Source organism: Fructilactobacillus fructivorans (genome assembly GCF_000814735.1).
Taxonomy (GTDB): domain Bacteria; phylum Bacillota; class Bacilli; order Lactobacillales; family Lactobacillaceae; genus Fructilactobacillus; species Fructilactobacillus fructivorans.
In genome coordinates this window covers 141,339-155,322 of the sequence record NZ_JOJZ01000024.1, presented here as the reverse complement: position 1 = coordinate 155,322, position 13,984 = coordinate 141,339, and the positions used below count along the sequence as shown (strand labels likewise).

General features: G+C 41.7%; 11 protein-coding genes. 5 read left to right on the top strand and 6 right to left on the bottom strand.

The window, feature by feature from the left end:
* Window positions 1-164 precede the first annotated feature (164 nt).
* Window positions 165-1,001, bottom strand: a complete 837-nt coding sequence (locus tag LfDm3_RS06470; RefSeq protein WP_039145131.1) for a DegV family protein — start codon at window positions 999-1,001, stop codon at window positions 165-167.
* A 281-nt stretch (window positions 1,002-1,282) separates the two neighbouring features.
* On the opposite strand from LfDm3_RS06470, the gene LfDm3_RS06975 reads away from it, so the two are divergent.
* The 3 genes from LfDm3_RS06975 (at window position 1,283) to LfDm3_RS06460 (ending at window position 4,998) form a co-directional block, all read left to right on the top strand.
* Window positions 1,283-1,405: a hypothetical protein gene (locus LfDm3_RS06975; protein ID WP_259739964.1), complete on the top strand. Its 123-nt coding sequence runs from the start codon at window positions 1,283-1,285 to the stop codon at window positions 1,403-1,405.
* A 114-nt stretch (window positions 1,406-1,519) separates the two neighbouring features.
* A complete protein-coding gene (locus tag LfDm3_RS06465) occupies window positions 1,520-2,713 on the top strand; it encodes an MDR family MFS transporter (protein WP_039145130.1) in 1,194 nt (397 codons plus the stop codon).
* 11 nt (window positions 2,714-2,724) lie between these two features.
* Window positions 2,725-4,998, top strand: a complete 2,274-nt coding sequence (locus tag LfDm3_RS06460) for an ATP-binding cassette domain-containing protein (RefSeq protein ID WP_039145128.1) — start codon at window positions 2,725-2,727, stop codon at window positions 4,996-4,998.
* 50 nt (window positions 4,999-5,048) lie between these two features.
* Here LfDm3_RS06460 and LfDm3_RS06455 read toward each other — a convergent pair whose 3' ends face one another.
* Window positions 5,049-5,852: a hypothetical protein gene (locus LfDm3_RS06455; protein WP_039145126.1), complete on the bottom strand. Its 804-nt coding sequence runs from the start codon at window positions 5,850-5,852 to the stop codon at window positions 5,049-5,051.
* Between the two features lie 193 nt (window positions 5,853-6,045).
* Here LfDm3_RS06455 and LfDm3_RS06450 point away from each other — a divergent pair, with 193 nt between their 5' ends.
* Window positions 6,046-6,462: a hypothetical protein gene (locus LfDm3_RS06450; RefSeq protein ID WP_010023001.1), complete on the top strand. Its 417-nt coding sequence runs from the start codon at window positions 6,046-6,048 to the stop codon at window positions 6,460-6,462.
* Between the two features lie 73 nt (window positions 6,463-6,535).
* Here LfDm3_RS06450 and LfDm3_RS06445 read toward each other — a convergent pair whose 3' ends face one another.
* From LfDm3_RS06445 to LfDm3_RS06430, 4 genes are all read right to left on the bottom strand, one after another.
* Window positions 6,536-7,882, bottom strand: coding sequence for an FAD-dependent oxidoreductase (locus tag LfDm3_RS06445; RefSeq protein ID WP_039145125.1), 1,347 nt, complete (start codon window positions 7,880-7,882; stop codon window positions 6,536-6,538).
* A gap of 102 nt (window positions 7,883-7,984) precedes the next feature.
* On the bottom strand, window positions 7,985-8,473 hold the full coding sequence (gene nrdI, locus LfDm3_RS06440) for a class Ib ribonucleoside-diphosphate reductase assembly flavoprotein NrdI (protein ID WP_039145123.1): 489 nt from the start codon (window positions 8,471-8,473) through the stop codon (window positions 7,985-7,987).
* Window positions 8,474-8,602: 129 nt separating this feature from the next.
* On the bottom strand, window positions 8,603-11,638 hold the full coding sequence (locus LfDm3_RS06435) for a YfhO family protein (RefSeq protein ID WP_039145122.1): 3,036 nt from the start codon (window positions 11,636-11,638) through the stop codon (window positions 8,603-8,605).
* Between the two features lie 67 nt (window positions 11,639-11,705).
* Complete coding sequence (locus LfDm3_RS06430) at window positions 11,706-13,091, bottom strand: hemolysin family protein (RefSeq protein WP_039145120.1); 1,386 nt, start codon at window positions 13,089-13,091, stop codon at window positions 11,706-11,708.
* Between the two features lie 319 nt (window positions 13,092-13,410).
* Between LfDm3_RS06430 and LfDm3_RS06425 the strand changes: the two genes are divergently transcribed.
* Complete coding sequence (locus LfDm3_RS06425; RefSeq protein ID WP_039145118.1) at window positions 13,411-13,833, top strand: Hsp20/alpha crystallin family protein; 423 nt, start codon at window positions 13,411-13,413, stop codon at window positions 13,831-13,833.
* The last annotated feature ends 151 nt before the right edge of the window (window positions 13,834-13,984 follow it).

Sequence of the window (13,984 nt, the reverse complement as noted above, 5' to 3'; positions counted from 1 at the left end):
TCCTCCGTTCAATGTAATAACTTAATTATACCCACATGTTGACACGGTGTTAACTGCTAATTTACCATAAATAGATAATGAGAAGTTTTAGTAGGAAAGAAATGGATCGTTTTTAAAATAAAAAGACCGGACGTTTCCGTTCGATCTCCCATAATTACGTTTAGTTATGCAAAGATGTAACCAAATCCACCGGGACCAACGTGGGTCATGACGATGGGACTGGTTAAACGACAGGTCACGTCAATGTCTGGTCGAGCTTCCTTGATCTTAGCTGCGATCTTCTTGGGTGCAGTCCCATCATCAACGTAGGATAGTCCAACTTCGGAAATATCCTTGTTATTAATGATTTCATCGGTCACTTGATTAGCGATCTTGGTCATCTTCTTCAGACCCCGGCATTTATACTTAAGCTTCAAGGTTCCCTTGGTTAATTGAATCACTGGTTTAAGTTGGATCAGTGATGAAATAAAACCAACGGCTCGGCTGGCACGACCACCTTTAACCATGTAGTCAAAACTATTGATAAAGACGTAGGTCATGATGGTGGGTACAAACGATTTTAAATTATCCATGATTTCGGCAACGGATTTCCCTTCATCGGCTAATTTTTTAGCGCGCATGACGGCAAAGGTGAGGCCACTATCAGTTGAATCACTGTCAAGAACGGCGATTTCACCACCAACCTGTTTAGCAGCGGTTCGGGCGGTTTCCACCGTTCCACTTAAAACTTTAGTGAGATGAATGGAAATGATCGAAGCGTCTGGATCTTCCTTTTGGATTTTTTCGTATGCCTCAATGAATTGACCCAAAGAAGGTTGACTGGTCTTTGGGAACTCTTTATCGTTTGCAAGGTGATCGGAAAATTCCTGACGGGTAATGTCAACGCCGTCCTTATAAGTTTTGCCGTCGATGGTAACCTGAAGCGGTACCACCGTAAGATTATTTTTTTTGATTTCATCTGGTGTTAATTGAGCAGTTGAATCGGTAACAATGTGAATCATGTGTTTCTCCCTCCAATTAACGTTTCGTTAATTTGCCTTATAGATTTTAATTATAGTAGAAGGACTAAATTTTTCCCAGTTAAAATTAAATTTAATTCCACTGGGAGTCCCAACGCCGCAGTGTGTTGCTAATCAGGGCTAACTAAGTGCGGTTACACAGTATGTAAGGTGTAACCAGCGCCACTTATATTATAAAAATTATAAATTAAAAAAATAAGTAGCTTTTTTGTTATAAACAAGATATAACTATAAGTAGGGATTAAAAGCAGAGGAGTTACATTATGAAAAATAAAATGAAAATTTTGTTGACCAGTGTTGCTTCGGTGCTGGTAGCGGGTTCAATGGTAGCTGGAATAGTTGCCAAAAAACGAGATAATGAAAAGAAGCGTGCTTCTAAAAAGTAGGCATTGCTGATTATCAAGGGATTTCAACTACGGTTGAGCATCCCTTTTTATTATGGTCGCTCTAGCGTGAAAAAGTTAGTAAAGATCGAAAAAATGGGAAAGTGAGGCAAATAAATGGTAAAAGGAAAACCAAAAGAATTAAGGCTTAGTACGGTTTTAATTTATTCGTTACTACTGAATACTGGGTCATCATTTATGTGGCCACTAACGACGGTCTACATGCATAATTATCTTCATGAGTCACTAACAACCGCGGGGATTGTTTTGTTTGCCATGTCAATGTTTATGATTATCGGCAATTATCTTGGTGGGTATCTCTTTGATCATTGGTCACCGTATAAGACAGCCATCATCAGTGTTTTGATCACAATGGCTTCAATTGTCACCCTGATCTTCTTTCATGGTTGGCCGATTTTCGGAATCATGCTCTTACTGTACGGTTTAGGAAATGGATCCAGCATGACGCTATTGAACTCGTATGCTTCGATGATTACATCCAAGAGTACTCGCTACGTCTTTAACTCATTATACGTCGGATTAAACCTAGGTGTCGTAGTTGGAACCGCACTGGTAGGATTTTTGATGAAGTACGGAATTTCGGTTGTCTTCATCGTTGCCACTGGCTTTTACATTGTTTTATTATTGATGACCATTTTTGAATTTAACATTAAGTTACATCGTCCCGCACCAACTGCGGTAAAACGTTCTGAGGACGATGATGTCGTTCAACAAAAGAAGAATCGTGGACTAAAACTCATCTGGCTAATTTGTATCATGGTTTTCTGTATTTATATGAGTTACACCTTATGGGAAAGTGTTATGTCAGTTCACATGACCCAACTGGGAATTTCATTTGAGAATTACAGTTTTCTGTGGACGATTAATGGACTCCTGATTGTCTTCATTCAGCCCATTATTAATAAGATTGGAGCCCGCTTCAAGATGAGTCGTCAAATTGCCTTTGGGGTAATCATTTTCGGTCTCAGCTTCTTTATGTTAATATTTGCTAAACAATACGCCGTATTTGTAATCATCATGGTCATTTTGACCTTTGGTGAAATGAATGGGTTGCCAGGAATTCCAGCTTGGATTGATACATTGGCGGATCCCAGACAGAAAGGGAAGTTTCAAGGACTCTTTAATATTTTTATGTCACTTGGGAGAGCCGTTGGACCGCTTTTTGGTGGTTTAATGGTAGAGTTCTTTAACTATCCCGCCCTATTCATTGTATCCGGCGGACTGATCTTGTTCGCGTTGTTCTGTGTGATGAGCGAAGCAAGAAAGTTGAGTAGAACACAGAAGAATTAGTGAGGTGAACTATGGTTGATACTTATTACCAAGATACAATTGATGTCTCTGATGCACATCAAAATAATTTAAAACACGTTAACGTAAAACTCCCGAAGCATGAGATTACTGTTTTCGTTGGTGAATCCGGTTCCGGTAAGTCATCGTTAGTATTTGATACGATTGCGGCAATGTCGCGTCGTGAATTAAACGAAACGTTTCCCAGTTTTTCGCAACAGTATTTACCTAAATACGGACAACCCCACGTCGGTGACATTAAAAATCTGCCCGTCGCAATTGCGATTGAGCAGAAGCAACTGACAGGGAATGCCCGTTCAACCCTTGCCACTTACACGGGGATTTATTCGCTACTACGGTTACTTTTTTCACGAGTAGGGAAGCCGTTTGTAGGTTATTCGGAGGTCTTCTCGTTCAACCTGCCGCAGGGTATGTGTCCCTACTGTCAGGGATTGGGTTACGTTGACGAGGTGGATGAATCAAAGCTAATTGATCCAGAAAAATCTCTCAATAATGGTGCCATTACTTTCGTTAGTTTTGGACCAGGAACCTGGCGTTGGCGTGGTTACGGCTACAGTGGGTTATTTGATAACGACAAGCCGATTAAAGATTACACTCCAGAAGAGTACGACTTGTTAATGCACGCACCCCAACAAAAGTTGTACAATGCCCCAGATTACTACAAAACGAGTCAGTATGAAGGGGTCGTTCCGCGGATCAAACGTTCCATTATCAACAGTCGAGAGGGGAAGCACCATAAGGAAGCCATCAGTGAGATCGTTACACGTGAGGTTTGCCCGGTATGTAAAGGAGCTCGACTCAATCCCCGTTCTTTGAGCGTTAAGATTAATGGATTTAACATTAATGATGTTTCGCAGATGGATCTGGTTCAGTTTCTGGACTTTCTCGATTCGATTAAAGATAATCTGGGGGATGAAATCATCCGGGGTCTCGAGTCCAAGATTCAACCCCTAGTGGACATTGGACTGGGCTATTTGACTTTAGATCGAACGACCAGCACGTTGTCTGGTGGTGAAGTTCAACGGATCAAGATTGCTAATCATCTGACGAACTCGTTGTCCGACATCTTGTATGTCTTTGACGAACCCAGTGTCGGGTTGCATCCCCATGACATTGCGTTGATTAAAAAGGCGATGATTAACCTGAAAAAGAAGGGTAACACCATCTTCATCGTTGATCACAATCCAGAAATTATGTCGATTGCGGATCACGTTGTTGAAGTGGGACCTAAATCAGGAGCTGACGGTGGAAAAATTACCTTCTCTGGTACCTATCCTGAAGTCTTAGATTCTGACACGCTTACCGGAAAATGGTTACGAGCTCCCCATCATTTTGCCAAACCCTTGAAACCAAAGGGCTTTGTTGACTTAGAGCACGTTCACATGCACAACATTGACGACGTAAGTGTTAAGGTGCCAACGGGCATTATGACCGTCCTATCAGGTGTGGCTGGATCTGGAAAGAGTTCACTGGCTGAGGCCATGAAAGACCGTCTAAACGGTGATTACGTGGATCTGACTCAGAAACAAGCTGGAATCAGCATTCGATCCACGCCGGTGACGTATCTCAACATTTTAAATCCAATTCGAAAGTTGTTTGCGAAGGCTAATAACGTTTCTACGCAACTCTTCAGTTACAACGGCAAGGGTGCTTGTCCTCGTTGTAAGGGAAAGGGTGTTACCATCACCAATATGGCGTTTATGGATCCGGTGGTTCAGACCTGTGAGCTGTGTCACGGTAAGCGTTACAGCCAGGAAGCACTTAGTTACAAGTATCATGGAAAAGACATTGCCGATGTTTTGTCAATGTCCGTTGCCCAAGCAGCCACCTTTTTCAAGGATGTTCATGAAATTGCTAACCCATTGAAACAGATGAACGAAGTTGGTCTGGACTATTTGGCCTTGAATCAGGCCCTGACGACGTTATCTGGTGGTGAATTACAACGACTACGGTTAGCTCAGATGTTGGAAGAGAAGGGGAAAATTTACTTTCTTGATGAACCAACGGCTGGCCTTCACATGAACGACACCCAGCGCCTCTTGAAGTTATTTAAACGGATGGTGGCAGATGGTGATAGTTTAATCATCGTGGAACATAACCTGGACGTAATTAGTCAAGCGGACTGGTTGATTGACATGGGACCAGGAGCCGGAATTTACGGTGGAAACGTTCTCTACAGTGGTATTCCAGAGGGATCGGAGAAAGTTCCACAATCCTTTACTGGTCGTGCCCTAAAGAAATACATGTTACCTTATAAAGAAAGATAAGCAAAAAGAGCGCTTCTCATAATGAGAAACGCTCTTTTTAAGTTTTAACGTTAGAATCCGATGTAAGACTGAATTTTAGCAGCCAACATGTTGAAACCATCTTGAATTGTCGTGATAACCTGTTGGATGTCATTTCGGTTATTGTTATCAATATGACTCTCAACTTCTTTTTTGGCGTTATCGATAGCATTCTGAGCTTTTTGGTTAGCATCATTACTACCAGCATTTCCACCATTATCAGCGTTATTTTGTGGTTTGCTGTTATCAGAATTGTTTGCTGGGGTACTATTATCCGCATTATTTGCGGGTTTGTTATTGTAATTTTTGACCACTACGGGTGGATTTTGTTTAACTTGTTGTTGCGCACTTTTGCCGGAATGATACAGACCAAAGATCCCTAGCAGAATAATAATGAGGAAGATGATGACAATCCAGCGAAACCAATGGTGCTTCTTTTTGGAGGGAGCTGCCTGGTTAGAAGCGACACGATCGGCGTTTGGTGAAACGACCTGAGCACTAGGAGCGTAAACCAGATTATAGTTAAGCGTTCCCCTGGCAAACGTCCCATTGATCTTTTCGGCTGGGTTAACTGCCACGACCCGACCAACGTTGGCTGGATAGTCGACGTTGCGCTTAAAAGTAACGTTAGTGAGGTAGCTCACGGCATTTTGATCTCCGCTAAGTCCTTGGACAACGTAACCGTTTAAATCGGGGATTTCGATGGAAAATCCCTTTCCCAGTGCTCCCGAGTATTTCAAGGGGTTGGTAAGGATTTGATCGTTCTTATCGACGACGTTAATGATTACATTACCAACGTTTCGATCCATCCGACTACCAACAGTTTCATTATTCATTAGTTAAGTGCTCCTTTAGTAGTTTATATTAATTATCTTACCATGATTCGTTAATCTGGCAAAAAGAATCCAACTTTGTTAACCAGAGGGACGGGAAGGATCAACTGTCGATTAGTTCCCCGAAATGTGATACTATATTTAATGTAAGTGATAGTTATTAACTATCAGACTGAATATTGAGAGGAAGAATGACATGAGCGAAAAAAAGATGATTAAAAAACTCGATGACATTAAAGATTACGAAGACAAGATGGCTGATTTAGTATCAGCAATTTTGACCGACCAACCTTGGGAACAAACTGACGAAGTTAGAAACGTTTACTTCTTGGACGTTTCCGATTTTGGTAAAGATCTCCAAGACGTTTTGGACCAAATGAACGTTTTGCGTGACCAATATGATGAAACCTTACACTCATACTTGGGTGTTCCGTTCATTCCGTATGTTCCACTATCAAAATTAACTGATGCCGCTTTTAAAACTTTAGTTGATGTTGACCCAACCGACAACATTACTAAGACAAAGAAGAACAGTGTCTTTGTTGATTCGCGTGTTATTGATAGTAAAGATGGTAAGCACATTAGCTTGGACTTACAATTTAACGAACAATAATAGTATTAAAAAGAGCTCTACATATTATGTAGAGCTCTTTTTTTGTATTCGATATTATAACTATTACGGATGACTACTTACTTTGAGCTTCTTTTTCCTGAGCTGCCTGACCCAAAAGGTTGAGGTAGTTGAACGGACGATCAAAGTTTGGTTGAAACAGCATATCAACCATAGCTAAATCATCGATGGTGTTTTCGTTTTGAATGGCAACCGAAAGGACGTTAGCTGACTGCGAAATGTCATACAAACTGGTTAATGCCCCACCCAAAATCCTACGGGTATCAGGATCGTAAACCAGTGACATCAGGACGGGAGTCGTCGTTGGCATGAACTCGGGACGGTAATTATCTTCGAGAATAACCTGGTGTGCGTTAATGCCCTGAGCCTTGGCAGCACTCATGGTCAACCCAGTTGAAGCCAAATTCCGGTCGTACAACTTTAAACCAGATGAAGATTGAGTGCCCATGTACTTCTCGGTATCTTTTTCAATGTTCTTTCCGACTAAAATTCCCTGACGGACGGCATTGGTAGCGAGTGGAATGTAGGCATTCTTGTGGGTTGGATTGTAGTGGACGGCAGCACTGTCACCCGCAGCGTAGATGTCTTGGTTTGATGAGTGCATGTAGTCGTCGACGATGATTGCACCATTTGGCAGCATTTCAACTTGTTCCTTTAGTAAGCTGGTGTTGGGTTTGAAACCGATGCACAGGATGGCAAGATCAGCGGTGAATTCGTCACTAGTGGTTTTGATCGAAACTGTATCACCATTGTCGGTGAACTTTTGGACCATTTGGCCACCTTCAAATTTAACACCATGATCTTTATAGTCTTTTTCGACAATGTCGGTGAATTTGGGATCATAGTATTTACTTAAAACTCGATCCACACCATCGATTAAGGTGACTTCATGACCAGTCTTAGAGTAAGCTTCGGCTAACTCGGCACCAATGTATCCGGCTCCAATGACCGCAATGTGTTTAGCGTCCTTGGCATCATCGAATAGGACCTGAGCGTCCGTCCAATTCTTGCAAAGGCGAACGTGATCATTATGGATTCCTTCAATCGGAGGAACAATTGGCAAAGAACCACTGGTCATGACCAGTTTGTCATAACTCTCAGTTTTACTTTCACCGGAGTCAAGATCCTTTACGGTGATTTCCTTTTTATCGGAGTCAACGTCAGTTACTTCGTGTTTCATTTGAACGTTAGCACCTAAACCCTTTAATTCTTTTGGATCAGAGTAGAAGAGACCCTTAGGATCCTTGACTTCACCACCGAGATAGAGCGCAATTCCACATGAAAGAAATGAGATGTTGTCATTTTTTTCATAAACCGTTAAATCATAATCGGGATGTTCTTTTAAGATCTGCTTAACAGCAAAGGTTCCCGCATGAGTACAACCAACAACAATAATTTTCATGATATGACCTCCTAAATCCAAAACTTAATGTATCGATTATGGATATCCTACCAGATAGTATTGTGAAATGCTAATCAATTGCCATTTATTATTTATTTTTAATTATTTCTTAGCAGTAGCCTGCTCGTCCTCGTATTCCCGCGCTCTTTTGATCATGGTTTGATAGACCCGCGATACATCACGATCGGTTCCCCGCAGTTCGTACTCGGCGATCTCGGGAACGTCGAAACGTTCAGCATATCTTCTGGCGGTGAGGCAAAATTGAATGTTAAAATTGCGGTTACCACTGCCGACAATGCCCATGCAGTAATCAGCGTTGTGATCGTATGCGACATACTCGCCCATGGTATTGGTCATCAGTTCTTTGACCCCATTGTCAATTCCGTTTCCTCCATCTAGATAAGTTGGGACAAAAACGAAATATGGTGACTTTTCGTCGGCAAAGTCACTTTGATCTGAGATTTCGGTGAGTTCAATGAGTGGTTGATCAGAATTTTTTTGGTGCTGGTCTTCAGCGTAGTCTTCTAGATTTTCGACGAAGTTTCGCGTGTTTCCAGCAATTGAGATGTATAAAATACGAATTGGTTTAATGATAATAACCTCCTAAATACGAAAAATAATCACTATTAGTGTAACCTTTAACAGGTTTAAATGCACAAAATTTTCGGAGTTGATTGGAATCAAAAAGCGTCTGGAAGTGATCATCCGGACGCTTTTAATTTATTTTCTTTTTTTGAAGATCCAAATCACGATTGAACTAATTATGAGAATGAGGATTCCAATGACACTGGCGACTGATCCTATGATTAATCCCGGTGTCTGATACCTTAGCCGAATCTGATGTTTACCAGCTGGCAGGATCGCACCGACAAAACCGGTATTGACCCTTTGAGTTGGGGCTGATTTTCCGTCCACAGTGAGTTTCCATCCTGGTGAATAGGGGATGGACGTAGTCAGAACGGATTTTTTCGGATTGGTACTGATTCCCTGAACTTCATTCCTTTTAACTCTTAACTTCTGAAGCCTGTTGCGTTGTAACTTATGGATCTGCTGCTCGTATGAATTGCCGAACGGAACGGCGATCAAACGGGCGTGTTTGAAGTTTAGTCGTGAGACACCGTCAAAGGTCAGTTTGATCTGACCCCGTCGTTTTGGAGAATAACCCAAGTTAATGAGAACGTTCTTTTTCTGAGCGTAGTTAGAAAGATTATCCCGTCCATACTGAGAGTATCCATTCTTCATTCCCTTGGTAGCGGCGTTAAACGAGTATTGATCAACAAATGGGGTATGAAGATTTTTCCTCATCTGGTTTAGTTTCATCATCCGGGTGTAGGGTTCGTTCTTAATGGCATGTTGCCTTTCAACCATCGCGTTTTTGGCGTCGGTGGTGTAATCATGACTTTTGATGCCATCTAGCTGTAAATAAAGTTCCGCGTTCTTAGTGCGGTTAGGCTGTTTAAGCTTAAGGAGGTATGGAATGGGTTTGCCAAGCACATCCTTGGTCATGACGTGTAATCCGTCTGCATTTTGCTTCTGAGTCTCAGTTTCTAGCTCGACGTTTTCATCAAGAATTTTTTGTGCCGTATCCGGTGACGTGTGGTTAATGCTTGGTTCACTGTATTCGACCCGTTTGGAATTATTGGTAAAGGTGGTTAATTTGTCAAAATTATCTAGTGTTTTTTCGTAATTAGGTTTTACTTCGTAATCAAGCTGCCTTTGTTTATCGTTCAGTTTAGCCTCTGGAATCCCCCTTACGGGCGTGGCGATGTGAGCTCCACTAATCATTGACTGTTCGCGTTCCGTTGGCGAGAGAGCTTGATACTGCTTGTCTGACACCGTTTGCTCCTGCGTGTAAGCCAGGGGAAGGGCGTTTTTATTTTGGAGGACAATCGTTCCATCCGGTTCTTTGTCGTCAACGAGAGGATTATTGGCCGTAAACAACAGTGGTTTACGGCCTTTACCCTTAACAGTCTTGAAACCAAATGGTTGCGACTTGTCTTGCTGACCGTTTCGAATGAAGAGGTACTTAACGCCCATGAGGTTATCTAACGTTGTCCGGTAGTCGTTTTGGGCAACCGGTGCGTTGAAGGTCCTTTGGTTGTTTTGAACGGAACTTTCTAGTTGACCGATGGCCCCATTTTCCACCGTTAAGTATGATGAAATGTCGTGTGTACCAAATAACATGGGGATGTTGGTGTTGACGTTGGAGTAGTTGGATAAATTAACGTCGTTCCGACCCGCGTAGTGGTAGCGATTACCGAGCGCGGTTCGCTCACCATTGAGGCGGGGTTCGACGTACTTGTTGGCACCGTTGTAGAAGTTGTTAACAAAATTAGTGGCCACCTGCTTGTTGAGCATCCCCTTTGAAAAGCCGGAGACGTTGGGACTGTAGTACCCAACGCCAAGGGAAATTAAATTGACGACTAAAAGTCCGGTTACACTCCCCATGGTCAGGCGCCGATCCCAGTGAAAGAGCTGACTGCACAGGATGATGCCGACCAGTACTAACAGTAAAATAATTTCGCCGTAGTCATGTGCACTTAATTTCATAATAAATCCACGGAAAGCCCAGATGACGATGATCAATCCGATGGTAGCGCCAATCATAATTTCAAGGTCCCGTTTTGAAAGGGTGGAAATGTGCTCGGCAAAAATGGTAGCTGCCAATCCGATTGGCAATAGGCCAAGGCAGACCCACCGATTTGATGGGGTAGAAATGGCATTAAAGACTGCTCCAAAAGCGGGAATTAACGCTCCAATGAACACGATGATGAGGCCATAGTTTAGATAGCGATACTTTTTGAAATGGGAGAGCGTGTAAACAATTCCCAAAAAGCTGAGACCGCTAATGCTGATGATGAGCCAGAAACTAATGGTTAGATATCCGTTGCCGAGGATTTTACTTGGGATCGAGAGATAGTAGTAGAGGGGATAAAAGAGGTAGCCGTTTGCGAAGTTTGAGGTGATTCTGGTCGACTTCATGGCAAAGAGTAGGGTCGGCACAAAGATGACCGCACTGATGAGGATCCCCGTCAAAATGGCCGCTCCCATCTTGACGACTGATCTAACAAAGTGAAAGTCAGGGTCTTTGCGGATGCTTAAATACCTGATAATGACGTAAATAATGCTACCAAGTCCGATGATGTAGGCAAAGTAGAAGTTACTGAGAAAGGTAAGGGCCACCGCCAACATCAGAGGCATCATCGAGTGGTTGCGAATGATCCGTTCCACGCCGTAACAGATTAATGGAAAGAAAATCATCGGGAGAATAAAAAAGGGATGGTGCATCCCTGCGTATAACGAATAACCAGCAAACGTATAGGTGAGGGTGCCCAGAACCAAACTAATCTTTTTAAAGTTAAATTGGTGAGCAAATAGTAAAAAGGCTAGCCCGGCTATGTAGAGACGCAAGATCACCAGCAGTCCATAGCCTAGTTCAAGTAAGTGATCGGGAAAGAGGACAATGAGATAGTTAAAAAAGTCTCCAACTACGTAGTACGAGAAGCTGGTTAGCTGATCGGCTCCCAGTCCAATGTTAAACGACCAGTTGGTAAAGCCACGACTGGGATTAGTTAAGAATTCGCTCAGCATGTGCTTAAAGTTGATGAGGATGGGATAATGTTGGGCAATTCCGTCCATTCCCCAGATCAATGAATTACCGGTTAGATAAAAAGTCCAAACGTATACCATGGTAATTACAAAAAAAATAAGACTATAAAAGAGCCATGCTGGGCATTTCTTTATTACTTTGTTCATGATGCAAATTTCCCCTATGTATTATTAAAGCCGAGGGGTTACCTCGGCTTTATTGGTGATAGATTAGTTATTTATCTTTTGAATCGTCCTCAGCGTCCGAATCATCGTCTTCTTCGCTGGGTTCGATCTTGTTGACTTCAAGCCAGTTAATGAAAGAGTTCTTGTAATCAAGCACCTTAAACTTAAAGCCATCGATCGTTACCACGTCGCCCACCTTAATGTGGGGATTTTGTTCGATGATAAAACCAGCGATGGTGACGATATCAGAGTCGTCGAAGGCGGGCATTTCAACGTCAAAGTACTTCTCGAAGTCGTACGTGTTTAATTTCCCGTTGACTTGGAAAGTTCCATTAGGTTGTTTGAAGATGTATTCATTGACCTGTGGATCAATCTCATCACGGACGGTGCCAAATAACTCTTCGTAGATATCCTTATCGGTAATCAAGCCGGAAGTTCCACCATACTCATCAATTACCACTACGATTGGTTGGTGCATTTTGATCATTTGTTGAAGCACCATCGTAATCGGTGTGGTTTCGGGGGTCGTGCTGATCTTTCGCAGCAGTTTTCCAACCTTAACGTTGGAATCGACCTGTGATTGACGAACTAGATCGTAACTATATACGTAACCCAGAATATTATCTTTGTCGTTATCCTTAACTACCGGGATTCGACTGAATTTCTTCTGAATGTAGACGTTAATGGCATCTTGAACGGTATCGTTAATGTCAATGGTAACTAGTTGCGTTCGGTCAATCATGATGTCTCGAGCAACCTTATCGTTTAGTTCAAACGAACGTTGCATGTAGAGATAATCGTTTCGTTCCAAGTCTCCGTTTTTCACGGCATCCTTAGAAAGACTCAGAATTTCTGACTGTGAGAATGCCTCATCATTTTCGTTGGCCACTGGAATTCCAAGTAACTTAACTACTCCCGTAGCTGAGACGTTCAGTAACCAAACGAACGGGTAGAACAAGATGTGAAAGAAGTGGAGTGGACCAGAAATCACATTCAATACCTTCAAAGGCATGTCAATACTGATGTTCTTTGGCACAATCTCAGTGAAGACCACTTCTAAGTAGGTAAGTAGTAAGACCCCGATAATCGCACCAACACTGTGGGCAGTAGCGGGGTTAACGTTGAAATCTTTTAATTCCATAACGGAAACTAAGATTCCAATGACAAATGATTCACCAATCCAACCAAGGATGATTCCCGCAAGCGATACCCCTACCTGAGTGGTAGAAAGGTATTCGTTCAGGTTGGTAACCATCTTCATTTCACGGTTGATTTTCTTCTTCTTGCTAGCGCTGATGTCCTCGTCATCGAGTCGTTCTTGTAATGCACTTGGCCTTGATTGAACCAACGAAAACTCACACGCGACAAAGAACGCGGCAAAGAAGAACGTTATTAAAATTATTATTAGATCAAGTATTATCTGACCGGTATCCAAAGTTCATTCCTCATTTCAAAATTTTAAACAGTAATTATATTATAACGTATTTATTCATTTTTTTAAGTATTTAAGATGAATAGCATAATCAATTGATTTTATCACAAAGAGGGACAAATGGAAAAATTATTCTGATTAATTAGTTTGGGTCCCCTTTTTGCCGCCTTTAATGAAGATTTTTAAATAAATGGTCCAAACGTTTCTTAATCGCACTTTTTTTCACCCAAACATGAGCTAATTTCTTGTATAAACGGGGCCTCATCCGTAGTATAGAAGGTGCTAAGAGATTAGCAAATAAAAAATAAAAGAGGTTTTAGTTATGGCAAACGATGTAAGAAAAACAAATTACGATCCAATGGATGACTTTTTCGGCGACTTTGGTAAAAGTTTATTAAATTCAGTTGCCGGAAACAATAAAATGAAAACCGATGTTTTAGATAAAAATGATGAATACGTTGTAAAAGCAGAACTACCTGGATTCAAGAAGAGCGATATCGACATTAGTTACGACAATGACACTTTAACTGTTCATGCAATTCATGACATTGATAAAGAAAACAAGGGTGACTACGGACGTATCCTAAGCAGAGAACGTTCATCAAGTGACGTTAACCGTTCATTCTATATTCCTGGCGTTGATGAAAAGAAGATCTCAGCTGACTACGACGGCGGTGTATTAACCATTACACTTCCAAAGTCACAAGATGAAGAGACCCAGAATCATCACGTTGAAATTGAATAATCAAATTTAAATCGAATTTTAGGAGACGACCCATTTGGATCGTCTCTTTTTTAACTCTTTTTAAAACTCTTTCATTAGTGGTGCAAAATCGAATGCCTTCTTATACAATATTAATTAGATTAGAAATGAATTAATTAATATTGGAGGTGGA

Bases quoted from the DNA above. Each gene is read 5' to 3' on its own strand.
- LfDm3_RS06455 (WP_039145126.1), bottom strand. From the start codon at position 5,852: ATGAATAATGAAACTGTTGGTAGTCGGATGGATCGAAACGTTGGTAAT.
- LfDm3_RS06470 (WP_039145131.1), bottom strand. From the start codon at position 1,001: ATGATTCACATTGTTACCGATTCAACTGCTCAATTAACACCAGATGAA.
- LfDm3_RS06445 (WP_039145125.1), bottom strand. From the start codon at position 7,882: ATGAAAATTATTGTTGTTGGTTGTACTCATGCGGGAACCTTTGCTGTT.
- LfDm3_RS06460 (WP_039145128.1), top strand. From the start codon at position 2,725: ATGGTTGATACTTATTACCAAGATACAATTGATGTCTCTGATGCACAT.
- LfDm3_RS06465 (WP_039145130.1), top strand. From the start codon at position 1,520: ATGGTAAAAGGAAAACCAAAAGAATTAAGGCTTAGTACGGTTTTAATT.
- LfDm3_RS06450 (WP_010023001.1), top strand. From the start codon at position 6,046: ATGAGCGAAAAAAAGATGATTAAAAAACTCGATGACATTAAAGATTAC.
- LfDm3_RS06435 (WP_039145122.1), bottom strand. From the start codon at position 11,638: ATGAACAAAGTAATAAAGAAATGCCCAGCATGGCTCTTTTATAGTCTT.
- LfDm3_RS06425 (WP_039145118.1), top strand. From the start codon at position 13,411: ATGGCAAACGATGTAAGAAAAACAAATTACGATCCAATGGATGACTTT.
- LfDm3_RS06975 (WP_259739964.1), top strand. From the start codon at position 1,283: ATGAAAAATAAAATGAAAATTTTGTTGACCAGTGTTGCTTCGGTGCTG.